The sequence below is a fragment of the Bradyrhizobium cenepequi genome, assembly GCF_020329485.1.
Taxonomy (GTDB): Bacteria; Pseudomonadota; Alphaproteobacteria; order Rhizobiales; family Xanthobacteraceae; genus Bradyrhizobium; species Bradyrhizobium cenepequi.
The window spans coordinates 1-23,804 of sequence record NZ_JAGKJI010000075.1 but is presented as its reverse complement, the minus strand read 5'-3'; the positions used below and the strand labels follow the sequence as shown (position 1 = coordinate 23,804).

23 protein-coding genes and 1 pseudogene are annotated in these 23,804 nt (G+C 64.3%); 10 read left to right on the top strand and 14 right to left on the bottom strand.

Going from position 1 to position 23,804, the window contains the following annotated elements; all coding sequences use genetic code 11:
• Both J6497_RS37730 and J6497_RS37725 read right to left on the bottom strand, forming a co-directional pair.
• Positions 1 to 221 (bottom strand): transposase (locus J6497_RS37730; protein WP_225709250.1); only part of this gene is annotated, 221 nt, incomplete at its 3' end.
• A 191-nt stretch (positions 222 to 412) separates the two neighbouring features.
• Positions 413 to 1,339 (bottom strand): class I SAM-dependent DNA methyltransferase, encoded by a 927-nt coding sequence (locus tag J6497_RS37725; protein ID WP_225709254.1) that lies wholly within the window; start codon positions 1,337 to 1,339, stop codon positions 413 to 415.
• A gap of 135 nt (positions 1,340 to 1,474) precedes the next feature.
• Here J6497_RS37725 and J6497_RS37720 point away from each other — a divergent pair, with 135 nt between their 5' ends.
• The 5 genes from J6497_RS37720 (at position 1,475) to J6497_RS37700 (ending at position 6,844) form a co-directional block, all read left to right on the top strand.
• On the top strand, positions 1,475 to 2,515 hold the full coding sequence (locus J6497_RS37720; protein WP_225709253.1) for a ligase-associated DNA damage response exonuclease: 1,041 nt from the start codon (positions 1,475 to 1,477) through the stop codon (positions 2,513 to 2,515).
• Positions 2,512 to 4,380: an ATP-dependent DNA ligase gene (locus tag J6497_RS37715; RefSeq protein ID WP_225709249.1), complete on the top strand. Its 1,869-nt coding sequence runs from the start codon at positions 2,512 to 2,514 to the stop codon at positions 4,378 to 4,380. Before J6497_RS37720 ends, J6497_RS37715 begins: the two co-directional genes overlap by 4 nt.
• A gap of 82 nt (positions 4,381 to 4,462) precedes the next feature.
• Positions 4,463 to 4,768 (top strand): DUF6460 domain-containing protein, encoded by a 306-nt coding sequence (locus J6497_RS37710; RefSeq protein WP_225709248.1) that lies wholly within the window; start codon positions 4,463 to 4,465, stop codon positions 4,766 to 4,768.
• A 17-nt stretch (positions 4,769 to 4,785) separates the two neighbouring features.
• The gene (locus J6497_RS37705; protein WP_225709247.1) at positions 4,786 to 5,520 is read left to right on the top strand and encodes an MBL fold metallo-hydrolase; all 735 of its coding nucleotides are present in this window, start codon (positions 4,786 to 4,788) and stop codon (positions 5,518 to 5,520) included.
• Positions 5,521 to 5,524: 4 nt separating this feature from the next.
• Positions 5,525 to 6,844 (top strand): MATE family efflux transporter, encoded by a 1,320-nt coding sequence (locus J6497_RS37700; protein WP_225709246.1) that lies wholly within the window; start codon positions 5,525 to 5,527, stop codon positions 6,842 to 6,844.
• 51 nt (positions 6,845 to 6,895) lie between these two features.
• Here the strand turns inward: J6497_RS37700 and J6497_RS37695 are convergent, their stop codons facing one another.
• The 8 genes from J6497_RS37695 to coxB form a co-directional block, all read right to left on the bottom strand.
• Positions 6,896 to 7,660, bottom strand: coding sequence for an SURF1 family protein (locus tag J6497_RS37695; RefSeq protein WP_225709245.1), 765 nt, complete (start codon positions 7,658 to 7,660; stop codon positions 6,896 to 6,898).
• The gene (locus J6497_RS37690) at positions 7,657 to 8,046 is read right to left on the bottom strand and encodes a DUF983 domain-containing protein (protein WP_225709244.1); all 390 of its coding nucleotides are present in this window, start codon (positions 8,044 to 8,046) and stop codon (positions 7,657 to 7,659) included. The genes J6497_RS37695 and J6497_RS37690 overlap by 4 nt, the downstream gene beginning before the upstream one ends.
• A gap of 75 nt (positions 8,047 to 8,121) precedes the next feature.
• Positions 8,122 to 9,018 (bottom strand): cytochrome c oxidase subunit 3, encoded by an 897-nt coding sequence (locus J6497_RS37685; protein ID WP_225709243.1) that lies wholly within the window; start codon positions 9,016 to 9,018, stop codon positions 8,122 to 8,124.
• Positions 9,019 to 9,067: 49 nt separating this feature from the next.
• Positions 9,068 to 9,709, bottom strand: coding sequence for a cytochrome c oxidase assembly protein (locus J6497_RS37680; RefSeq protein WP_225709242.1), 642 nt, complete (start codon positions 9,707 to 9,709; stop codon positions 9,068 to 9,070).
• A gap of 12 nt (positions 9,710 to 9,721) precedes the next feature.
• Positions 9,722 to 9,886 (bottom strand): cytochrome c oxidase system small membrane protein, encoded by a 165-nt coding sequence (locus tag J6497_RS37675; RefSeq protein WP_225709241.1) that lies wholly within the window; start codon positions 9,884 to 9,886, stop codon positions 9,722 to 9,724.
• Between the two features lie 18 nt (positions 9,887 to 9,904).
• On the bottom strand, positions 9,905 to 10,843 hold the full coding sequence (locus tag J6497_RS37670) for a heme o synthase (protein ID WP_225709240.1): 939 nt from the start codon (positions 10,841 to 10,843) through the stop codon (positions 9,905 to 9,907).
• A gap of 71 nt (positions 10,844 to 10,914) precedes the next feature.
• Positions 10,915 to 12,525: a cytochrome c oxidase subunit I gene (gene ctaD / locus J6497_RS37665; protein WP_225709239.1), complete on the bottom strand. Its 1,611-nt coding sequence runs from the start codon at positions 12,523 to 12,525 to the stop codon at positions 10,915 to 10,917.
• Positions 12,526 to 12,613: 88 nt separating this feature from the next.
• Positions 12,614 to 13,453, bottom strand: coding sequence for a cytochrome c oxidase subunit II (coxB, locus tag J6497_RS37660; protein ID WP_225709238.1), 840 nt, complete (start codon positions 13,451 to 13,453; stop codon positions 12,614 to 12,616).
• 542 nt (positions 13,454 to 13,995) lie between these two features.
• Here coxB and J6497_RS37655 point away from each other — a divergent pair.
• The 4 genes and pseudogenes from J6497_RS37655 to J6497_RS37640 all read left to right on the top strand — a co-directional run bounded on the left by J6497_RS37655 (position 13,996) and on the right by J6497_RS37640 (position 17,566).
• A complete protein-coding gene (locus J6497_RS37655; protein ID WP_376708337.1) occupies positions 13,996 to 14,481 on the top strand; it encodes an invasion associated locus B family protein in 486 nt (161 codons plus the stop codon).
• Positions 14,482 to 14,581: 100 nt separating this feature from the next.
• Positions 14,582 to 16,006, top strand: a complete 1,425-nt coding sequence (gene tldD / locus J6497_RS37650) for a metalloprotease TldD (RefSeq protein WP_225709237.1) — start codon at positions 14,582 to 14,584, stop codon at positions 16,004 to 16,006.
• A complete protein-coding gene (gene lepB, locus J6497_RS37645; RefSeq protein WP_225709236.1) occupies positions 16,006 to 16,776 on the top strand; it encodes a signal peptidase I in 771 nt (256 codons plus the stop codon). The genes tldD and lepB overlap by 1 nt, the downstream gene beginning before the upstream one ends.
• Positions 16,777 to 16,984: 208 nt before the next feature.
• Positions 16,985 to 17,566: pseudogene (locus J6497_RS37640) on the top strand (nucleotidyltransferase family protein).
• Here the strand turns inward: J6497_RS37640 and J6497_RS37635 are convergent.
• The 3 genes from J6497_RS37635 to J6497_RS37625 all read right to left on the bottom strand — a co-directional run bounded on the left by J6497_RS37635 (position 17,544) and on the right by J6497_RS37625 (position 20,248).
• Positions 17,544 to 18,098 (bottom strand): PAN domain-containing protein, encoded by a 555-nt coding sequence (locus J6497_RS37635; RefSeq protein ID WP_225709251.1) that lies wholly within the window; start codon positions 18,096 to 18,098, stop codon positions 17,544 to 17,546. The pseudogene J6497_RS37640 and the gene J6497_RS37635 sit on opposite strands and share 23 nt — an antisense overlap.
• Before the next feature lie 194 nt (positions 18,099 to 18,292).
• Positions 18,293 to 19,663, bottom strand: a complete 1,371-nt coding sequence (locus J6497_RS37630) for a glutamate--cysteine ligase (RefSeq protein WP_225709235.1) — start codon at positions 19,661 to 19,663, stop codon at positions 18,293 to 18,295.
• A gap of 96 nt (positions 19,664 to 19,759) precedes the next feature.
• Complete coding sequence (locus J6497_RS37625) at positions 19,760 to 20,248, bottom strand: MarR family winged helix-turn-helix transcriptional regulator (protein WP_225709234.1); 489 nt, start codon at positions 20,246 to 20,248, stop codon at positions 19,760 to 19,762.
• Between the two features lie 133 nt (positions 20,249 to 20,381).
• Between J6497_RS37625 and gstA the strand changes: the two genes are divergently transcribed.
• Positions 20,382 to 20,993, top strand: a complete 612-nt coding sequence (gstA, locus tag J6497_RS37620) for a glutathione transferase GstA (RefSeq protein WP_225709233.1) — start codon at positions 20,382 to 20,384, stop codon at positions 20,991 to 20,993.
• 157 nt (positions 20,994 to 21,150) lie between these two features.
• Here gstA and J6497_RS37615 read toward each other — a convergent pair whose 3' ends face one another.
• The gene (locus tag J6497_RS37615; protein ID WP_225709232.1) at positions 21,151 to 23,376 is read right to left on the bottom strand and encodes a 3-hydroxyacyl-CoA dehydrogenase NAD-binding domain-containing protein; all 2,226 of its coding nucleotides are present in this window, start codon (positions 23,374 to 23,376) and stop codon (positions 21,151 to 21,153) included.
• Between the last annotated feature and the right edge of the window lie 428 nt (positions 23,377 to 23,804).

The following is a 23,804-nucleotide window of genomic DNA, read 5'->3' as shown; positions in this document are numbered from 1 at the left end:
TCGGACAGTCCATACCATTGCTGCAGCAGCAGCGCCTTGAACATCACCAGCCGCGGGTAGGGCGGCGCGCCACGCTCCGGTTCCGGAAGGCCGCGCAGCACAAGCTCCACAGCCGCCCAATCGACCAGCTCGCCGATCCGCTTCAACGCTGGATTGCCTTTTCCCCGCCGCGATACCAGCGCATCTGCGAAGCTCGGTTGTCCAACCCGCCGATATGTCACTCCAGCCCCCTCTCCGATCCTCTCTTAGAGAATCGCAGATTCGCCCATTATGCAAAGCTCTCGCTTGCGGGAGAGGGCTGGGGTGAGGGTGTCTCCACGATGGGACTTTCCGTGTGGAGAGAACCCTCACCCGGATCGCATCTTACGATGCGATCCGACCTCTCCCGCAAGCGGGAGAGGTTTAAGAGAGATCACGCCTTGTCCGCGACGACGACGAGACCAGGTACAGGAGCGTTGTCCTCGTTGCGGGCGGAGAGGTCTTCGAGCCGCGACAATTGAAGGCCCGCGGCCGCGACAGCGTCGCGCACATGAGCCGCGGCATGGGCATAGCGCAGTCCCTCGCCGATCACGACGCCCTCGCCGTCATGGGTCTCAGTTGTGAACGCGAACAGGCCGCCGACCGCCAGGACGCGCTCGGCCTCGGCAAGCACCGGCGCGAGCTCAGCAACGTAGACCATCGCGTCGGCGGCAACAATGAGATCGGCCGAAGCATCAGGCTTGCGGCGCAAGCCCTGCAGCAAGTCGTCGACCTCGAGCTCCGCATAGAGCCTGGTCCCACGCGCTTTCTCGATCATCCGCGGCGATAGGTCGATCCCGATGAACGAATCGACGCTCGCGCCAAAGGCAGCGGCCGCAAGGCCCGTGCCGCAGCCGAGGTCGATCGCCCGCTTGAAGCAGGCCGGTTTCCTGGCCGCCGCGCGGACCGACCGCACCGCCTTGAACAACAACGCTGGCCCGCGATAACCGAGATCGCCGACCAGCGACGCTTCGAACCGCGGCGCGTATTGATTGAACAGCGTCCGCACGTAGCCTGCCGGCATCGACGAGATCGCTTCGGCGCCAAGCCGCATCAAGCGCAGCCCGGCGCCGTGACGATCCTCGGGATCCGCCGCGCGCGCTTTGCGGTATGCCGCGACGGCCGCATCGCGATCGCCGAGCTTGTGGCGGATTTCACCAAGCGTGAACCAGGCGGTAGCAAATTTCGGCGCGAGCTCCACCGCCTGCTCGAGCAAATCGGCGGCGGCAGCGAGATCGCCCTTCAGTTGCAGGTCGCGGGCGAATTCATAGCGGCGGTCGGCAACGAGATCACCGGACGACAGGAAAAGGCGCGCGGGCATTGCTTGGGGAACCAGATCCGTCATTGCCGGGCTCCCGGCAATCCATCAAAGAAAAAATCTTTAGAGGGATGGATGCATGGGTCAAGCCCGCGCATGACGGCTAAAAACGGGGCTAAGCCGGCTTATATATTCCGGATGCGCCCCCAGGACATCCTGCTGCCAGTTGCCGCCGGTCTCTGCTGCAAGCCGGGCGGCTTCCATATCGATCCGGTCCGCCCGGTCGAGCGCGCGGTCATCACCCATGGCCATTCCGACCATGCACGGGCCGGCCACGGCGCGGTGCTGGCGACGCAAGAGACGCTCGACATGATGCGGCTGCGCTATGGCGATGGCTTTGCCGGAAGCACACAGGCCATCCGCTATGGCGAGGAGATCAGGCTTGGCGATGTCACAGTGAAATTCCATCCCGCAGGCCACGTGCTGGGCTCGGCGCAGATCGCGGTGAGTTGCCAGGATCTCTGCATCGTCGCCTCCGGCGACTACAAAGATGCGGGGGATCCGACCTGCGCGCCATTCGAGCTCGTGCCCTGCGACGTCTTCATCACGGAGGCGACGTTCGGCCTGCCGGTGTTCCGGCACGGCAATGCGGCGGACGAGGTGAAGAAGCTGTTGGCATCGGTGGCGCTGTTTCCGGAGCGCGCGCATCTGGTCGGGGCGTACTCGCTCGGCAAGGCGCAGCGCGTGATCGCGCTGCTGCGCGAGGCCGGCTATGACGCGCCGATCTACCTGCATGGCGCGATGGAGAAGATCACACGCTATTACGAGAGCCGGGGGAGCGCGCTCGGTGATCTCCGCGCCGTCCGCGGCATGAAGAAGGCCGAGCTTGCCGGCACCATCACGCTGGCGCCGCCGACGGCGACCTCCGACATCTGGACGCGGCGCTTTCCCGACCCGGTCACTGCGTTTGCCTCGGGCTGGATGCGGGTGCGCGCTCGCGCGCGGCAGCGCGGCGTCGAGCTGCCGTTGGTGATATCAGACCACGCCGACTGGGACGGGCTGACCGCGACGATCGGCGCAACCGGCGCCGGCGAGGTCTGGGTGACGCACGGCCAGGAAGACGCGCTGGTGCATTGGTGCAGGTCACGCGGGCTTGCCGCGCGGCCGCTCGATCTCGTCGGCTATGGCGACGAGGAGGAGACCGAGGTCGTGATCGAAGGCGAGGAAAGCGGGGCATGAACCGTTTCGCCGAACTATTGGACCGCCTCGCCTACGAGCCCGGCCGCAACAACAAGCTGAAACTGCTGACGGCCTATTTGCGCGATACCGAGGATCCCGATCGCGGCTATGCGCTGGCGGCGCTCACCGGCGCGCTGTCGTTCAAGCACGCCAAGCCCGGCCTGATCCGCGACCTGATCATGGAGCGCACCGACCCGGTGTTGTTCGGGCTCTCCTATGATTACGTCGGCGACCTCTCCGAGACGGTGGCGCTGATGTGGCCGAAGCATTCAGTCAATCATGACGAGTCTTTTCGGGGCTACCCCCCTCCCCAGCCCTCCCCCACAAGGGGGGAGGGAGCGCAGCGAAATTCTGCGCAACCATCTCGCACCAATCATGCCGCCGCAGCCTCGGCTCTCTCCGCTCCCTCCCCCCTTGTGGGGGAGGGACAGGGAGGGGGGTACCGCAGGCTCAATTCTCAACATGAATCTCGACCTCGCAACCTGCACAACAATCCCCCTCCGCCGACGCTGACCGAGGTCGTCACCCGATTGCGCACGCTCGGCAAGACCGAACTGCCGGCGCAGCTTGCGCGCTGGCTGGACGAGCTGGATGAGACCGGGCGCTGGGCGCTGCTAAAACTTGTCACCGGCGCGATGCGGATCGGGATTTCGGCGCGGCTGGCGAAAACCGCGGCTGCGGCCCTTGGCGACAAGGACCCACACGAGATCGAATTGATGTGGCCGGGGCTGGCGCCGCCCTATCTCGATCTGTTCGGCTGGCTGGAGGGCCGTGCGGAAAAACCTATCAACCGCGAGCCGGCGCCGTTCCGCCCGGTGATGCTGGCGCATGCGATCGAAGATGCGGATTTCGCGGGTCTCGATCCGGCCGATTTCATCGCCGAATGGAAATGGGACGGCATCCGCGTACAGGCGGTCTCAGGCCGCGACGAGCGCGGAAACCTGCAAGTGCGGCTCTATTCGCGGAGCGGCGAGGACATCACCAAGAGCTTTCCGGACCTGTTGCCGTCGCTGCATCTGCCCGGCGCGATCGACGGCGAGCTGCTCGTGCTGCGCGACGGACGGGTGCAGACCTTCAACGTGCTGCAGCAGCGGCTGAACCGCAAGGTGGTCTCGCCGAAACTGCTGAAGGATTATCCGATCCATCTGCGCGCCTATGACCTGCTTGGCGACGACGAAAACGATCTGCGCGAGCTGCCGTTCGAGGAACGCCGCGCGCATCTTGAAAGCTTCATCAAGAAGCTCGCCGATCCGCGCATCGACCTGTCGCCGACCGTCCCCTTCACCAATTGGGCCGCGCTGACGGCGGCGCGTGCCGATCCCGCCGGCGCCGGCGCGGGGTGGGATGCGGAAGCGGTCGAGGGCGTGATGCTGAAGCGGCGCGATGCGCCCTATCTGCCGGGCCGGCCGAAGGGGCAATGGTGGAAGTGGAAGCGCGATCCGCACATCATCGACGCGGTACTGATGTATGCCCAGCGCGGCCACGGCAAGCGGTCGTCCTACTATTCCGACTACACCTTCGGTGTCTGGACCAATGGCGATGATGGCGACGAACTGGTGCCGGTCGGCAAGGCTTATTTCGGCTTCACCGATGAAGAACTCTTGCAGATCGACCGCTTCGTCCGCCGCAACACCACCGAGAAATTCGGACCCGTCCGCCACGTCGTGCACGAGCCCGATCAGGGCCTGGTGCTGGAAGTCGCCTTCGAGGGACTGGCGCGCTCGACGCGGCACAAATCGGGCGTCGCGATGCGGTTTCCGCGCATCAACCGGCTGCGCTGGGACAAGCCGCCGCGCGAGGCCGACCGGCTCGAGACACTGGCGCGGATGCTGAAGGCCGAGACGCAAGTTCCTTCCCGCGTATGACAGCTATTGACGGCGCACCGCGGGTTCCCCATGTGGTCTGCGGTGCCTATAATGCGCTGGGAATACCCGCGAGGAGACGGCAATGCCGAATGACGTCCGTGACCTGCCGGCCGGCCAGAATGACGGTTTGTACCGCTTTCTCGGCGGCTCGCCGCTGTCGGTCGCCTTCCGGCTGATCCTGTTGTCGATCCTGGTCGGCGTCGTGCTCGCGGCTGTTGGATTCGACCCCTGGAACATCATCCACAGCATCCGCATGCTGTTCCAGCGGTTGTGGGATCTCGGCTTCGACGCCATCAACTGGCTGTGGCGCTACTTCCTGCTCGGCGCCGTGATCGTGATCCCGGTCTGGCTGTTGTCGCGGCTGTTCGGCGCGCCGCGCGGCCGCTAGCTGTTGCGGGCCGAGCGATGCAACTGCGATTTGTCGGCTCTGGTGACGCCTTCGGCTCCGGCGGCCGCTCCAACACCTGCTTCCACGTCACCGGCAACAGCGTCAATTTCCTGATCGATTGCGGCGCGTCCTCGCTGCCGGCCATGAAGCGGCTTGAGATCGTGCGCGATGAGATCGATCTGATCCTGATCACGCATTTCCACGGCGACCACTTCGCCGGCCTGCCGTTTTTCCTGCTCGATGCGCAGTTCTCGCGGCGCAGCCGCCCACTGGTGATCGCCGGGCCTCAGGGCATCGAGACGCGATTGCCGGAGGTGACGGAAACGCTGTTCGAGCATTCGTCGAAGACGAAGCAGCGTTTCGATCTGTCTGTCGTTCCTCTCGTGCCGGAACAGAGCCGAAGCTTCGGCGCGGTGAAGGTGACGCCGTATCCGGTCGTGCACGGCGAATCCGGCGGGCCGTTCCTGGCCTACCGGATCGAGGCCGAGGGCCGCATCATCAGCTACAGCGCCGACACCGAGTGGACGGACGCGCTGGTCCCGGCGGCGAAAAACGCCGACCTGTTCATCGCGGAAGCCTATACCTACGACAAGGTCGTCAAGAACCACCTCAGCCTGAAGACGCTGGAGGCGCATCTGCCCGAGATCGGCGCCAAGCGGCTGGTGCTGACCCATATGAGCGACGACATGCTCGCGCGCGTGGAAGAGCTGCCTTACGTCGCCGCCAGCGACGGCATGGTGGTGGTGTTCTAAGGAGATGCACGCGCCTCTCACCAAGGTCACCAGCAAGCAGGTGTTCGCCATCGCAGGTCCCGCGATGATTGCGAACCTGACGACGCCGCTGATCGGGATCGTCTCGACCACCGCGATCGGACGGCTCAACGATGCGGCGCTGCTCGGCGGCGTCGCGATGGCCTCGGTGCTGTTCGACTGCATGTTCTGGCTGTTCGCCTTCCTGCGCATGGGCACGGTTGCCTTCACCGCGCAGTCGCTCGGCGCCGGCGAGACGCAGGAACTGCGTGCAATTTTGGTGCGAGGCTTCATTGTCGCGGCTGTCATCGGCGCAGCGCTGATCGCGCTGCAACTGCCGCTGGCTGCGATCCTGCTCGGCGCGATGGGCGGCAGCGAGGGCGTCACATCAGCCGCAAAGACCTATTTCCTGATCCGCATCTGGTCGGCGCCGCTCGCGCTCGCCAATTACGTCGTGCTCGGCTGGCTGATCGGCCAGGCGCGGGCGGCGCTGGCGCTCTCGACGCAGATCGCGATCAACGTCACCAACATGGCGGCGACGATGCTGCTGGTGCTGGTGTTCGATCTCGGCATCGCCGGCGCGGCGACCGCCGCGGTGATCGCGGAAGCGGCCGGGCTTGTGCTCGGCATCCTGATCGCGCGTCATCTCACCGGCGGCAAGCTCGAGATTCCGCCGGGCACGCTGTTTGCGCGCGCAAAACTGATGCGGATGCTTGCGGTCAACCGCGACATCATGATCCGCACAGCTGCGCTGATCACGGCGTTCCTGTTCTTCACCGCGCAAGGCGCCCGCGCCGGCGACGTCACGCTGGCGGCGAATGCGGTGCTCAACAATTTCCTGCTGGTCAGCGCCTTCTTCCTCGACGGCCTCGCCAATGCCGCCGAGCAGCTCTGCGGCCGCGCCTATGGCGCGCGCGACCGCTATGCGTTTGCCGGCGCGGTGCGGCTGGTTCTGGTCTGGGGCTTTGCATTCGCGCTGGCCGTGATGGCCGCGTTCGCCCTGTTCGGGCCGGCGCTGATCGACGTGATGACAGCGAGCACCGAGGTGCGGCAGGCGGCACGCGCGTTCCTGCTGTTCGTGATCCTGTCGCCGCTGCTGGCGGTGTTCGCCTTTGCCTATGACGGCGTCTATATCGGCGCGACCTGGGCGCGCGACATGCGCAACCTGATGGTGCTGTCGCTCGTGATCTTCCTCGCCGCCTGGTTCCTGCTGCGTCCGTTCGGCAATGCCGGGCTGTGGACCGCGCTGCTGGTGCATTACGCCGCTCGCGGTGGACTGGAAGCGCTGCGCTATCCGGCGCTGTTCAGGGCGTCGTTCAGAACCTGAAGGCTCTTCCTTCTCGCTGCGTGCGGCGCAAGCGGGAGAGGGAGCCCCATCTTACGCGCGGCGCTGGCCGCGCATCCACAACGCAAACGCGATCAGCACCGCTGCGGCAAGCGTGAACCAGGTGATGGCGTATTGCATGTGGTCGTCCTTGAGATTGACCTTCAGCGGTCCCGGCTTGGGAATGCCGCTGTCGGGCACGGGGGACTCCAGATCGATGTAGAAGGGCGCGATCGACTTGCCCTCGCCCCAGCCGAGCGCGGTGGCCATCGCGAGATGATTGCGGACGAACCACAGGCGCTTTGCCGGATTTTCCTTCGGCGTCAGTGGGCCGGCGCTTTCAGGGAAACGGAGATAGCCGGTCAGCTTGACCGGTTCACCCGTGACCAGCGGAGCGACCGCGCGGTCCTGCTGGCCACGATCCTGCATCGTGTTCTGCACAAAACCGGCATTGACCGCGACGATCTCGCCGCTTTCCAGGCGGGCCGGGAGAAACGCCCAGGTGCCGGGACCGGAAATATCGTCGCGCACCGCGGAGCCGGAGCTGAACACCATCGCATCCGGCAGCTTCGCGTAGGTCGCCGTCAGCGTGACGCGACGGAATTCGTCGCTGACCGGACGCAGCGCGCCCCATTGCGAAGGCTGCGGCATCGCTTCGGGCGCCGTCGCCAGGCGCTCGTTGAGGGCCGCGATCAGCGCATGCTTCTCGACCCGACGCTGCAATTGCCAGACGCCGAGGCCCGTGAACACCACCACCAGGATCAACGTGAAAATGCCGAAGCCGGCGGCACCGCGCCGTTGCGAGGATGGCGCAGTCATTTCTGCTCGCGCTTGATCAGCCGGCCCTCTGCCGCCTTGTGGTGGAACTGGAGTGCGATCAGAAGCGATTTCATCGAACGCAGCGGCAGCAGGGTGGTGACAATGATCAACGGCAGCCAGAGCACCGCATGCACCCAGAACGGCGGCTGGTACTTGACCTCCACGATCAGGGCGCAGGCGACGACAATCGCGCCGGCCAGCATGATGATGAAGATCGCCGGCCCGTCACCGGAATCGATGAAGGCATAGTCCAGGCCGCAACTCTCGCAGCGCGGAGCGAGCGTGAGAAAGCCCGCATAGAGCTTGCCCTTGCCGCAGCGCGGACAGCGGCAGGCAATGCCGCGGAGCGCGCTCTCGGTGACCGTCGGGGGAGTATCGGTAGGCATCGGCTGTTCGAACTTCGCTTCCAGAAATCAAAAGGGCGGCCCCTTGGCCGCCCCCTTGTAGCACGTCGCTGCGGGTTAATGCGCAGCGTGCGCCATGGTTTCGGCGCCGCGGCCCCACACGTAGATGCAGATGAACAGGAACAGCCAGACCACGTCGACGAAGTGCCAGTACCAGGCGGCGAACTCGAAGCCGAGGTGCTGCTTCGGCGTGAAGTGACCGGCATAGGCGCGGAACAGGCAGACCAGCAGGAAAATGGTGCCGATGATCACGTGAGCGCCGTGGAAGCCGGTCGCCATGAAGAAGACGGAGCCGTAGACGTTGCCGCCGAACGAGAACGCCGCATGGGCGTATTCATAGGCCTGCACGCAGGTGAAGGCAGCGCCAAGCAGCACGGTCAGGATCAGGCCGTATTTGAGGCCCTGGCGGTCGTTCTCGAGCAGCGCATGGTGCGCCCAGGTCACCGTGGTGCCGGAGGTGAGCAGCAGCAGCGTGTTGAGCAGCGGCAGGTGCCAGGGATCGAAGGTCTCGATGCCGTGCGGCGGCCAGGTGCCAGACACCGCGCAGGCGCCCATCTGCGTGCCCGCGCCGCAGCCGAAGATCGCGTCGCGGGCGGCATGGACCGGATCGGCCGGGAACAGCGCGGCGTTGAAGAATGCCCAGAACCAGGCGACGAAGAACATCACCTCGGAGGCGATGAACAGGATCATGCCATAGCGGTGGTGCAGCTGCACCACGCGGGTGTGGTCGCCCTTGTACTGGGCCTCGCGGATCACATCGCCCCACCAACTCGCCATGGTGTAGAGCACGCCGATCACGCCGATGCCGAACACGATCGGCGCGCCCGTGAACATGTGGTGCATCCAGCCGACGGCGCCGAAGCACATGATGAAGGCTGAGATCGAGCCGACCACCGGCCAGGGGCTCGGATCGACGAGGTGGTAATCGTGATGCTTGACGTGCGCCTCAGCCATTGCAGTCTCTCCCATCGCGTGCCGTCAGGCACGTATTCGTCTCAGAAATTCAAAGATTGCCCTTACGCTTGTCTGACCCACCGGAAGCCACCGGCTTCGGGACCGGATCGCGCACGGAATAGAAAGTGTAGGACAGGGTGATCGATTTCAGGCTGTCGTTCTCGTGGTCGGCCGCCAGCGCCGGATCGACATAGAACACGACAGGCATCTCGCGTGTCTCGCCCGGCGCCATAGTCTGCTCGGTGAAGCAGAAGCAGTTGATCTTCTGGAAATAGCTCCCGACCGTCAGCGGCGCGACGTTATAGGCCGCCTGACCCGTCGTGGTCCGCGCCGACTGGTTGGTCACGGTGTAAAGGACGGTTACGACTTCGCCGATCCGGACCTCGATCTCGCTCTGCTCAGGCTCGAACTTCCAGGGCAGGCCCGGCGCGACATTGGCATCGAAGCGAACCTCGATCTTGCGCGCGAGCGGCCCCTTCTCCGGCGCCGAGGTCGCGACCTGGGTGGTGCCGTTGAAGCCGGTGGTGCGGCAGAACCAGTTGTAGAACGGCACGGCCGCATAGGACGCGCCGACCATCAGCACGACGACCAGGCCACAGATCGAGGCAACCATCGCGTCACGCGTCAGCGTGCGGCGCGACGCCTTTTGGCTCGGGCCGGGCTGCCTGGGCGTGGTCGTCTCTTGCGCCATCTCGATCACATCTCAGATCGGCCGCACCAGGACGGCCGGGCCCTTGACCAGGGTGACCGCGAAGAACAGCACGACCAGCACGCCGAGCGCGAGCGCAATAGCGATCGAGCGCTGGCGGCGGCTTTTGAGCTGCGCCTCGGTAAGGACAATCCCTTCTGGCTCGCGTTTGTCATCCATTGCGTGCCCATGCGCTCCCTACGCGCCCCATGATGCAACAGTGCGGAAGGCAACCTCGATCAGCAAAGTCGCGAACAGCGCGAACAGATAAAGGATGGAGAAAGCAAACAGCTTGCGGCAGGCGCGGTTTGCTTCGACGCGCTCGCGGCGGCGATAGACGTCGACCGCAAGCCACAGCATGCCCGCCCCGAGCAGAAGCGAGGCGACACCATAGACCGCATCGAAATAACCGAGAGGCCACGGTGCCACCGCGATCGCAACGAGCACGATCGTGTAGAGCAGGATCTGCAGCCGTGTCGCGTCGGGACCAGCGACCACCGGCAGCATCGGCACGCCGGCGCGGGCGTAGTCGTCGCTGCGGAACAGCGCCAGCGCCCAGAAATGCGGCGGGGTCCAGAAGAAGATGATCAGGAACAACAGCACGGGCTCAACCGACAACGAGCCGGTTGCGGCGGCCCAGGCCACCACCGGCGGCAGCGCGCCGGCCGCACCGCCGATCACGATGTTCTGCGCGGTCCAGCGCTTCAGCCACATCGTGTAGATCACGACATAGAAGAAGATCGTGAAGGCCAGTAGCGCGCCCGCGAGCAGGTTGACAAGGATGCCGAGCGTGATCACCGAGAAGAACGCCAGCGTCAGGCCGAAGGCGGTGGCTTCTCCACTTGTGATGCGGCCGCGCGGGATCGGCCGGTTGGCGGTGCGGGTCATCAGCGCGTCGATGTCGCCTTCATAGGCCATGTTCAGCGCGCCGGAGGCACCAGCGCCAACCGCGATGCAGAGGATCGAGGTGAAGGCCAGCACCGGATGGACGTGCCCCGGCGCGATCATCAGGCCGACCAGCGCGGTGAAGATCACCAGCGACATCACCCGCGGCTTCAAGAGCGCGATGTAGTCGCCGACCTCAGCCTCGGAAATCCGGGGGCCAAGGTCGATGGCGTTGTGGTCGACAACCGACACGATAATCTCGTTCCCTTAAAGCAAACTAGAGAGCGCGACGCGCCCGTGAAGGGCGCGCCGCTGTTTCTTGACTACTGCACGCGCGGCAGCACTTCGAACTGGTGGAAGGGCGGCGGCGAGGACAGCGTCCATTCCAGCGTCGTGGCGCCGGCGCCCCACGGGTTGGCAGCCGCCTGCTCCTTGCGGACGAAGGCGTCGATCACGCCGTAGATGAAGATCAACACGCCGAAGCCCGAGATATAGGAGCCGAGCGAGGAGACCAGGTTCCAGCCCGCGAACGCGTCCGGATAGTCGACGTAGCGGCGCGGCATGCCGGAAAGACCGAGGAAGTGCTGCGGGAAGAACACCAGGTTCACGCCGATGAAGGTGAACCAGAAGTGCAGCTTGCCGATGGTCTCGTTGTACATGTAGCCGAACATCTTCGGGAACCAGTAGTACCAGCCAGCGAAGATCGCGAACACGGCGCCGAGCGACAGCACGTAGTGGAAGTGCGCCACCACGTAATAGGTGTCCTGCAGCACGCGGTCGACGCCGGCGTTCGCCAGCACGACGCCGGTGACGCCGCCGACCGTGAACAGGAAGATGAATCCGATCGCCCAGATCATCGGCGTCTTGAACTCGATCGAGCCGCCCCACATCGTGGCGATCCACGAGAAGATCTTCACGCCGGTCGGCACCGCGATCACCATGGTGGCGGCGACGAAATAGGCCTGCGTCGCCGACGACATGCCGACCGTGTACATGTGGTGCGCCCACACCACGAAGCCGATGCCGCCGATCGCAACCATCGCATAGGCCATGCCGAGATAGCCGAACACCGGCTTGCGCGAGAAGGTCGAGACGATCTGGCTGATCATGCCGAAGCCGGGCAGGATCAGGATGTACACTTCGGGGTGGCCGAAGAACCAGAACAGGTGCTGGAACAGCACTGGATCGCCGCCGGCATCGGGAGCGAAGAAGGCGGTACCGAAGTTACGGTCGGTGAGCAGCATGGTGATGGCGCCGGCGAGCACCGGCAGCGCCAGCAAGAGCAGGAACACCGTCACCAGGATCGACCACACGAACAGCGGCATCTTGTGCAGCGTCATGCCCGGCGCGCGCATGTTGAAGATGGTGGTGATGAAGTTGATCGCGCCCAGGATCGAGGAGGCACCGGCGAGGTGCAGCGACAGGATCGCGAAGTCGACCGCCGGCCCCGGATGGCCCGAGGTCGATAGCGGCGCGTACATCGTCCAGCCGGCGCCGACGCCGTTGGCGCCCGGCTCGCCCTCGACGAAGGTCGAGATCAAGAGCAGCGCGAACGAGGCCGGCAACAGCCAGAACGAGATGTTGTTCATGCGCGGGAACGCCATGTCGGGCGCGCCGATCATCAACGGCACGAACCAGTTGCCGAACCCGCCGATCATCGCCGGCATGACCATGAAGAAGATCATGATCAGGCCGTGCGAGGTCACGAACACGTTGTAGGTGTGGGACTCGTGGAAGATCTGCACGCCCGGATACATCAGCTCGGCGCGGATCGCGATCGACATCGCGCCACCGATGATGCCCGCAATGACCGCGAAGATAAGGTACATCGTGCCGATGTCCTTATGGTTCGTGGAGTAGAGATAGCGGCGCCATCCGGTCGGATGAGCGTGATCATGGGCGTGATCGTCGTGTGTCGTTGCACCTGTTGCCATGTCTCAGATCCTTAAGAAGTCCCTCTGGACCTTTGCGGTCCTGTCGCCCTTGTTCCGATGTGCGAAGCCCGCCGCTCGGGCTTGCAGCCTACTGCGCCGCCTGACCAACAGAGGCGTATGAATTCGCCGGGTTGCTGGCAAATTTCTTCTTCGCGGCGTCTACCCAGTTCGCGAATTCCTGATCGTCCACCACCCGCACCGCGATCGGCATGAATGCATGGTCCTTGCCGCACAGCTCCGAGCACTGACCGTAATACATGCCGGTCTTGGTGGCCTTGAACCAGGTCTCGTTCAGGCGGCCGGGGATCGAGTCGATCTTGATGCCGAAGGCCGGCACCGCAAATGAGTGGATAACGTCCGCGCCGGTGGTCTGGATCCGGATCACCTTGTTGACCGGCACCACCATCTCATTGTCGACGCCGAGCAGCCGCGGCTGCTTGTCCTGGGCAAGCAGCGAGTCGAACTCGAACTTGCCGTTATCCGGATAGGCGTAAGACCAGTACCACTGCTTGCCCGTGACCTTCACGGTCAGGTCCGCCTTCGGCACGTCGAGCTGCAGGAACAGGAGGCGGAACGACGGCACCGCGATGCAGACCAGGATCAGCACCGGAACCAGTGTCCAGGCAACCTCGATCATCGTGTTGTGCGTGGTCCTGGAGGGGACCGGATTGGCGCGCGCATTGAACTTCATCACCACGATGACCAGCAGCGCCAGCACGAACAGGGTGATCAGCGTGATGATCACCAGCAGGAAGTTATGAAACCAGACGATGTTCTCCATCACCGGGGAGCCTGCCTGCTGCAGCGTGGCTTCCCACGGCGCCGGCTGCCCCAATTCGGCGAATGCCGTCCCGCTGGTCGCGAGCGCCACGCCCGCCACCGCGCCCCCCAGCAACCGCCGGCCCATCAGGCCCATCGACATCCTCATGCCGTTCGCGCTCCCTATGATTTATCCCCAAGCATCCCCGCCAGATGGCAAAGATGCCGCACGATCCGCCCTGACAAACGGCCTGCCGGACGCACCTTCGGAAAGTACGGGGCCAGATCGTTAGAACGCGTCGAAATCCAGCTTCTCAAACCATAATTCGCAGGCGGTCGCAATGCAGTAGTAGCGCCCCGAGCCATGCGCGACCGGCTAATCCCGTGATGTGACATTTTCTCGATAAATCAGGCAATAGCGCCCACGCCTGAGAGGCCACGCCGCTTGACAGGGCGGTTGCTGGATGTACCCACAGGCTGGGCGCTCCGCAGGAACCTGATTCGCGCGTAGACCCCACCACGGCGCGAGATTTGCTTGGGGATCGCCTTCAAGGCGCCGTCATTGCGGTATCAGTCGTTTTGCGTGCCGCCGGCTGCCGGGCCATGCACCGGCTCTCGGCCGGGAAACCAATCCGGCATGGCCGGATATCAAAGGATCGGATGGGCGCTTTGAGACATCACAGTGGACGTAGCTGGAGTGCCGCCAGCTGGCTGGGCGGCCTGCTGGCGCTCACGTTCATGTTGGGCCTGATTCAGGCGGCCCATGCCCAGGGTGCGGTGCGCTCCGTCCATGGCGACTGGCAGATCCGCTGCGACACCCCGCCGGGCGCCCAGAGCGAGCAATGCGCGCTGATCCAGAGCGTGGTCGCCGAAGACCGTTCCAACGCCGGCCTGACCGTGATCGTGCTGAAGACCGCCGACCAGAAGAGCCGCCTGATGCGGGTGGTTGCGCCGCTTGGCGTCCTGCTGCCCTCCGGACTCGGCCTGAAGCTCGACAACCAGGACGTCGGCCGCGCCGGCTTCGTCCGCTGCCTGCCCAACGGCTGCGTCGCCGAGGTCGTGATGGACGACAAACTGCTCGGCCAGCTCAGGAACGCCAAGACCGCGACGTTCATCATCTTTGAGACGCCCGAAGAGGGCATCGGCTTTCCGCTCAGCCTGAACGGATTAGCGGAGGGGTATGACAAGTTGCCGTGAAGCAGCCTCTCCCGAATTGCTGCAACAACGCCTATCTTCATGACTGTCCCGGCCAAGCCAAACATGAACGGGATGTAATTGCGTTGAATTCGGAGTCGTCATGACCAGTCCCGCCACAACCTCCCTGCTCGACCGCGCCAATCTCGACCGCGATGCCGTACGCCGCGAGGTCGCGCGGGGCTTGCAAGGGGCGGATGACGGCGAATTGTTCCTGGAATTCGGGCAGACCGAGGCCCTGGTGTTCGACAATGGGCGGCTGAAGCAGGCGACCTACGACACCAGCCAGGGGTTCGGCCTGCGCGCCGTGAAGGACGACGCGGTCGGCTACGCGCATTCCTCCGACGTCTCACTGCCGGCGCTGATTCGCGCCGCAGATGCGGTCCATGCGGTGCGCGGCAGCTATTCCGGCAGCTTCGCCGCGGCACCTGCGCACACGAATGTGAAGCTGTATGGCGACGAGAACCCGCTGGATGCCCCGGGTTTCGAGGCCAAGGTCAAGCTGCTCGGCGAGATCGACGCCTATGTCCGCGACAAGGACCCGCGGGTGCGGCAGGTTTCCGCGAGCCTGACCGCGAGCTGGCAGGTGGTGGAGATCGTCCGGCCGGACGGCGAGAGCTATCGCGACATCCGCCCGTTGGTGCGGGTCAACATTTCCGTGGTCGCGGGCCAGGGCGACCGGCAGGAGAGCGGCAGCAAGGGTCATGGCGGCCGCGAAGGTTACGCCCGTTTCATCGAGACCAAGGCCTGGCGCGAGGCCGCCGACGGCGCGCTGCGCGAGGCGCTGGTCAACCTGGAATCGGTGCCGGCGCCGGCCGGCGAGATGGACGTGGTGCTGGGCGCCGGCTGGCCGGGCGTGATGCTGCATGAAGCCGTCGGCCACGGGCTCGAGGGCGATTTCAACCGCAAGAAGACCTCGGCCTTCGCCGGCCTGATGGGCCAGCAGGTCGCCGCCAAGGGCGTCACCGTGGTCGATGACGGCACGATGGCCTCGCGCCGCGGCTCGCTCTCGATCGACGACGAGGGCACGCCGACTAACCGCACCGTGCTGATCGAGGACGGCGTGCTGGTCGGCTACATGCAGGACCGCCAGAACGCGCGGCTCATGAACATGAAGCCGACCGGCAATGGCCGGCGGCAGAGCTATGCCCACGTGCCGATGCCGCGCATGACCAACACCTACATGCTGGCCGGGAACAGCGATCCCGCGGAGATCCTCGCCTCGGTGAAGAACGGCATCTATGCCGCCAATTTCGGCGGCGGCCAGGTCGACATCACCTCGGGCAAATACGTGTTCCAGTGCACCGAGGCCTACAAGATCGAGAACGGCAAGTTAGGCGCGCCGCTGAAGGGCGCGATGCTGATCGGCAACGGGCCGACCGACCTCAACCGCATCACGATGGTCGGCAACGATCTCGCGCTCGACACCGGCATTGGCACTTGCGGGAAGAACGGCCAGGGCGTGCCCGTCGGGGTCGGCCAGCCGACACTGCGCATGGAGCGGATCACCGTGGGAGGAACCGGCTAGTGAGCAACAACGAAGTGGCGGTCAGCAAGCCGACAAGCTGGCGCTCGCAGGCAGCCCAACTCGCGGCGATCGTCGCTGTCGTGTTCCTCGCCAAGGGCGCGATCGCCGAGCCGTTCTACGTGCCGTCGGGATCGATGGAGCCGACGCTCTTGATCGGCGATGCGCTGGTCGCGTCAAAATATCCTTACGGCTACGGCACGGCCTCACTGCCGATCCAGATCACGCTGCCGGAAACGAGCGGCCGGCTATTCGGCGAGCCGCCGAAGCGTGGCGACGTCGTGGTGTTCCGCTGGCCGGGCGACCGCTCGCAGGCCTGGGTCAAGCGCGTGGTCGGCCTGCCCGGCGACCGCATCCAGATGCGTCAAGGCCAGCTCTTCATCAACGACCATCCCGCGACATTGAAGCCCGACGGTATCGGCGATGCCGAGGACGATCGCGGCAACTCCGAGACTGCCCATCGCTACATCGAGACGCTGCCGAACGGCGTGAGCCACGCGATCTTCAAGATGCGCGACAACGGCCGTCTCGACAACACGCCTGAGGTCACCGTGCCGCCGGGAGAACTGTTCGTGCTCGGCGACAACAGGGACAATTCCGCCGATAGCCGCGTCTCGGTGCGCGACGGCGGGGTCGGACTATTGCCGATCGACAACCTGATCGGCCGCGCCGATGCCGTGGTGGGCTCCTGGGACATGGGCATGCGCAGCCAGCCGGTGTGGACCTGGCCGTCAGGATTGCGCTTCGCGCGGTTCTTCACCTCGGTGCACTAATCTGTCGGCTGCCAATTGTAGGGTGGGCAAAGCGCGGCGTGCCCACCGCTAGAGCGTTTTCGAGCGAAGTGGACACCGGTTCGCGTGAAGAAAACGCGTCAAAACAACAATCTAGAGCCTCGGTTCTGATTCAATCAGAACCGAATATGCTCTAGCACTCCGCTCGTGATGGTGGGCACGCTTCGCTTTGCCCACCCTACGGGACCTCATGAACCGAGACGAATTCCTTGCAGCAGTGCTGCGCAATCCCGCCAATGCCACCATCGCTGATGAGCTGCTGCGGCTGGCACTGCCCGACGCGTGGATCGTAGCGGGCTGCCTGGTGCAGACGGTCTGAAACGTGAAGACTCATCGTGCCGTCGATCACGGCATCAGCGACTACGACATTTTCTATTTCGATCGCGATACCTCCTGGGAAGCGGAGGACCGGATCATCAAACGCGTGCATGATGCGGTCGGCCCCCTCGGCGTCAGCATCGAAGTCCGCAACCAGGCGCGCGTCCACCTTTGGTATCCCGAAAAGCACGGCCTGCGCTACCCGCCATTGATGCGCTCGACCGATGGCATCGACCGCTTTCTGACGAGGAACACCCAGCTCGGAGTCCGCCGCACGCCTGAAGGCTACGATGTCTACGCACCCAACGGATTCGATGACGTCGCCAACATGATCGTTCGGCCGAATCCGGCACCGAATTTTTCTGCAGCGAATTACGAGAAAAAAGCGGCGCGCTGGAAGGCGCTGTGGCCGGAGATCACGGTGCTGCCCGTTACCGCACCACGCCCGAGGTGAATCCCGCCTTGCGTCGCGGCGGCTTGATTTCCTTTTTCAGGAAGCAATGTGGCTCGCGCCCGGCATAGCCGGGGCGCGCATAGGTCCAGGCACGGCATTTGTTGTCGGCGGCGCAGGCGGCCTTGCAGACCTCGTCGCCCTCGCCTGGCTTCAAGTCGAAACTCTTGTAGTCGCCGCCGAGTCGATCAATCGAGGTTTCGACGGTGCCGTTGCGCGGTTCGACGACGCCGGCACCGCGCACGCCGGAGACGCAGCAACTGTTCTGCGCGCGCGGCGGCACGCTGTTCTTGAGCCAGCACACCGCGCCGGCGGTGATGTCGGTCGGATAGTTGAAGCTCCAGGCGCGGCAGCGGCGGTCGCGCTCGCAGACCAGCGCGCAATCGGCGGGATCGCCCGAGGCAACGGGCGCGCTCAGGTAATCTCCGCCGGGACGATCGAAGTTGATCTGCGCCAGTGCCGGCCGTGACGTCGCCACGGCCGCCAACAAGGCGAACGTCACCACACACGCCCAGACGAGGCGGCCAATTCTCATATCCAACGCTTTCGACATCCCCCCGCGCTCACCACGGGTGGTCATTTGAGCGCCGCCAACCTGTACGCCGGATGAACGGCTCAAAAATGCGGCAAGCTGGCACACCAATTGTTGTGACTGCCTGCCCGCGTGTGGAGTGAACGCCACGCGCGCAAGGAAGATGCATCAAAACAAGCGGATAAGACGCGACAGCGCTAGAACGCGCATTCGTCATAGGCCGGCTCGATCGAGCCATTCCAGGCGCCGTTGAACTTGTCCAGCAATTCTTCCGCCGGCGTCCGGCCACAATCGATGATCCGCTCCAGCGGCTCGAGATAGCGGCTCTCGTCGCGGCCAATCTGGTCGATGCGATTACGCCGCCGCAACCCGGCGTGCGACAGTTTGAGACACTCTTTCGCGATCTCGAAGAGATATCGATCCTTGATCCGCGCCTTGAAGCCGAAGCGCGGCACGTCGTCGCGCAGCGACTGCCGTTCGCGTGCGGTCCAGTTCCGCACCAGATCCCAGGCGGCATCGAGCGTATCGCTGTCGTAGAGCAGCCCGACCCAGAAAGCCGGCAATGCCGGCAGCCGTACCCATGGCGCGCCATCGGCGCCGCGCATTTCCAGATAGCGCTTGAGCCGCACCTCGGGGAAGATCGTCGAGAGGTGATTGGCCCAATCGGACAGGGTCGGGCGCTCGCCGGGCAACGCCGGATTCTTGCCCTCGAAGAAATCACGGAACGAGGTGCCGGAGACGTCAATATAGTTGTCGCCGCGCTTGACGAAATACATGGGCACATCGAGGGCATAGTCGACCCAGCGCTCGAACCCCATGCCGTCCTCGAACGCCCATGGCAACATGCCGGAGCGCGCATTGTCGGTGTCGCGCCAGATCTCGGACCGGAACGACAGGAACCCGTTGGGCTTGCCTTCCGTGAACGGTGAGTTGGCGAACAGCGCGGTCGCGATCGGCTGCAAGGCGAGCGACACGCGCAGCTTCTTCACCATGTCGGCTTCGGAGGAGAAGTCGAGATTGGTCTGCACAGTGCAGGTGCGATACATCATGTCGATGCCGTATTTGCCGACCTTCGGCATGTAGCCGGTCATGATCTTGTAGCGGCCCTTGGGCATCACCGGAATCTGTGCCCGCGACCAGGACGGTGTCATGCCGAGGCCGAGAAAGCCGATGCCAAGCGGGGTCGCGATCTCGCGCACCTGCGCGAGATGCGCCATCAATTCGCTCTGGGTCTGATGCACGGTCTCGACCGGGGCGCCCGACAATTCGAACTGGCCGCCCGGCTCGAGCGAGATCGCCCCGCCCCCGGTGACGTCGTAGAGGCCGATGATGTTGCCGTTCTCCATGATCGGCTCCCAGCCGAGCAGGAGCTTCATGCCTTCCAGCAGCGCGCCGATGCCGCGCGCGCCTTCATACGGCACGGGCTGATGACCCTGCAGCGTGAACGGCGTCTTCTCGTGCTCGGTTCCGATCCGGAAATCGGCTGGGTCCTTCACGCCGGCCTCGAGCCACGCGACCAGTTCGTCGCGCGATTGGAGTGGCGTCATATCGATCTGGTCACGCGCCATACGAATTCCGATACTGAAGCGCTTCGATCGAATGCGCGCGGTGGCAGGGGCACCCGCGAACCGGGCGGCTCGCGGATGCTGGTGGCAACAATAATATCATCGGGCAGTCACGCCGTCTCTCATCGCAGGCGACTTGGCGTCGCTGCAGGAACATCCCAGGCGGTCCAGGAGCGCGCAGAGCTTGACCGCGTCGGCGTCAGACAGTTTCGACCCGACATGCTTCTCGATCGCCGCCGAATAGGCGCCCCACATCCGCTTCTGCAATTCGCGGCCCGCCTCGGTAATCTCGACGAACTGGCCGCGCTTGTCGACCTTGCATTCACGCCGGGCCGCCAGCCCCTCATCCACCAGGCGATCGATCAGCCGCGAGGTCGAATATTGCGGCAGCAGCATCTGCCGCTCCAATTCCACCGGCCGCAGCTCACCCGACGGCGCGCGCGACAGCTCGAGCAGGGCATCGTACCAGGCCAGCGGCGGAAAGCCGGCCTTCTTCAAATCCTGCTCCACGGCGTCGAGCACCCGGCTCTGCACCCGCATCAGGCGGATCCAGGCGGCGGTCGCCTCGGTCGATGGTTTGCGTTTCATGGCCTATAGTCCAACATCGTCGGCGTAAAGTGTACCGTACTGAATGCAGCTGCATCAATCTTGACTATTCATGCAGGTGCATTTAATCGGTCCGACGCCCAAGGCCAACAATAAATTCGAAGAGGAGACCTCCATGAAATTATACTATTCACCCGGCGCCTGCTCGCTTTCGCCCCATATCGCGCTCCTGGAAGCCGGCCTACCCTACGAGCTGGTCAAGGTCGATGTGCGCGCCAAGAAACTCGAAAATGGTGACGATTTCCTGCAAGTAAACCCGAAGGGCCAGGTCCCGGCGTTAAGGCTTGATTCCGGCGAACTGGTCACCGAGGGACCGGTCATCGTGCAGATGATCGCCGACAAGGCCGCGGACAAGAACCTGGCCCCGGCCCAGCGCAGCGCCGAACGTTACAAGCTGCTCGAGTGGCTCAATTTCATCACCACAGAGCTGCACAAGAATTTCAGCCCGCTGTTCGCGCCGGTCCTGTCCGATGACACCAAGGCCTTCTTCAAGGATCGCCTGATGGGCAAGTTCAAATATGTCGACAGCCAGCTTGCCGGGCGCGACTACCTGCTCGGCAACCAGTTCACCGTCGCCGACGGCTACCTGTTCACGATGCTGACCTGGGCTGACCGGATGAAGTTCGATTTGTCGGGCCTGCCCAATCTCCTTGCCTACAAGGCCCGCGTCGCCGCCCGGCCGAAGGTGCAGGAAGCGCTGGCCAAGGAAGGACTGAAGGCGGCGTGATCCCGCTTCTCCTTCCCCCTGAAAGAGGGAAGGTCGGGATGGGGGTCAGCCACGGGCGCAGGTGTGCGTGGAGAGATGATCCCCACCCGGTTTGCGCTTTGCGCGAACCGACCTCGCTTTTTCAAGGGGAGGTTAGGATGCACGGCTCGATGAGCCCCTACTCCGCGGCTTCCGCGACCTGCTTCTTTGGCGGGAAGCGGCCGTAGAAAGTTTCGCCTTTAGCCGCCATCTCGACCAGCAGCTTCGGCGGGGTGAAGCGGGAGCCGTATTTGGCCTCGAACTTGTGGCAGAGCTCGACGAACCTCTTCGTACCCATGAAGTCGATATAGGACAGCGTGCCGCCGGTGAACGGCGCGAAGCCAAAGCCCAGGATCGAGCCGACATCGGCTTCGCGCACGTCGGTGATGACGTGATCCTCGACCGTGCGCGCGGCTTCGACCGCCTGAACCACCAGGAAACGCTGCTTCAATTCCTCGACATCAAGCGTATCCGGGTCGAGGTGCTTCGGCTGCAGCCCGGCAAGCCCGAGCCACAGGCTCTTCTGGCCCTTGCCTTTCTCCGGATAGTCATAGAAGCCCTTGGCATTCTTGCGGCCGAAGCGGCCCTGCTTCTCGACCAGTTCCATCATCAGCTTCTTGTGATCCTGGTTGATGGCGTTGGGCCCGAGATCGGCCTCGGTCGCCTTCATGATCTTCAAGCCGAGGTCGAGGGCAACCTCGTCCGACAGCGACAGCGGCCCGACCGGCATGCCGGCCATCTTGGCCGTGTTCTCGATCATCGCCGGCGGCACGCCTTCGAGGAACATCTCGTTGCCTTCCGCGATGTAGCGCATCACGCAGCGGTTGGCGAAGAAGCCGCGGGAGTCGTTCACTACAATCGGCGTCTTGCCGATGGTGCGGACATAATCCAGCGCGGTGGCGAGCGCGACGTCCCCGGTGTTCCTGCCGAGGATGATCTCGACCAGCATCATCTTCTCGACCGGCGAGAAGAAGTGGATGCCGATGAACTTGCCCTGGTCCTTGAACTCCTCCGCCAGCGAATTGATCGGCAGCGTCGAGGTGTTGGAGGCGAAGATCGCATCATCCTTCAAGAGCGGCTGCGCCTTGGCATAGGTGTCGGCCTTCACCTTGCGGTCCTCGAACACCGCCTCGATGACGAGGTCGCAGTCCTTTAGCGCGTTGTAGTCGGCGGTCGCCGTGATGCGCGACACCAGCACATCGCGCTCGGCCTCCTTCGCCCGGCCCTTGGCGATGAGGCCGTCGATCACGCTTTTGGCGTGCACCTTGCCCTTGTCGGCGCTCTCCTGGTCGCGGTCAACAAGCACGACTTCGATACCGGCCTTGGCCGAGACGTAGCCGACGCTGGCGCCCATGAAGCCGGCGCCGATGACGGCGAGCTTCTTCACCCTGGTCGGTGGCACGCCCGCGGGTCGGCGGGCGCCCTTGTTCAGTTCCTGCATCGACAGGAACAGAGAACGGATCATCGCCGCCGCTTCCTTGGAGCGCAGCACTTGCGTGAAGTAGCGCGACTCGACGCGAAGCGCGGCGTCGATCGGCAACTGCAGGCCCTCGTAGACGCAGCTCATGATGGCGCGCGCGGCCGGATAATTGTCGTAGGTCTCGCGGCGGTAGATTGCATTGCCGGCCGGGAACATCTGCATGCCCATCTTGGAGAAGACGGGACCGCCGGGCAGCTTGAAGCCCTTCTCGTCCCACGGCGCGACAGCCTTGCCACCACCCTTGATCCAGTCCTTCGCAGCCTTGATCAGTTCGCCGGGCGGCACGATCGCGTGGATCAGGTTGAGCTGCTTGGCTCTTGCGAGATTGATCGCCTCGCCCTTCAAGAGGAGCTGCATCGCATCCTGCGGCGGCACGATGCGCGGCACGCGCTGGGTGCCGCCGGCGCCCGGGAACAGGCCGACCTTGATCTCGGGCAGGCCGAGCCGGGTCTTCGGATTCTCCGCGGCGACGCGATAGTGACAGGATAGCGTGATCTCGAAGCCGCCGCCGAGCGCGAGCCCGTTGATCGCAGCGACCCACGGCTTGCCCGAGGTCTCGATCGAGCGGAACGCCAGCGAGAAACGGCGGCTCTGCTCGAACAGCACCTGGTTGGCCGCGACCTCACCCTTCTCCTGCAGGAGCTGCGCATAGGTACGGCTCATCCCCTCGAGCATCGAGAGATCGGCGCCGGCGCAGAAGGCTTCCTTGCTCGAGGTGATGACGACGCCCTTGATCGCGGCGTCCGCTGTGGTCTGCTTGACGATCTCCTCGAGTTCGAGGATCGAGGTTTCGTCCAGCACGTTCATCGAACGTCCCGGAATGTCCCAGGTGACGAGCGCAATGCCGTCGGCGTCGGTTTCGAACTTGAAATTCTTGAAGGCCATGTGGTGCTCCCTCGATGCCCGCTGCCGGTAGGCGCTGGCGGTTGTCCTGTGCTCGGATCGTAGGGTGGGCAAAGGCGCACTTGCGCCGTGCCCACCATCACTTGCTGAGAATTCGATGGTGGGCACGCTTCGCTTTGCCCACCCTTGTATTAGCGCGTTGGAGTAGAGTGAGATCGTTCCGTGAGGAATGGCCCAGCCCGGGTGGCCGCCCGAGCTGGGCTGCCGATCGATCGGATCGCTGCCCACCGAAGCCTTGAGGCTGCCTTGTAGCAAGATCGCGGTCGGCGCTTCATCGGGACCCGAATGGTTGAACGAACTTCAGGTTCGCATCACAAGGGAGGGTCGACGAAGATGGCCAAGCCTATCACAATCTGCGCCGGGATCGATACCGGCAAACGGAAGCTGGACGTGGCGCTCGACGGCAGCTC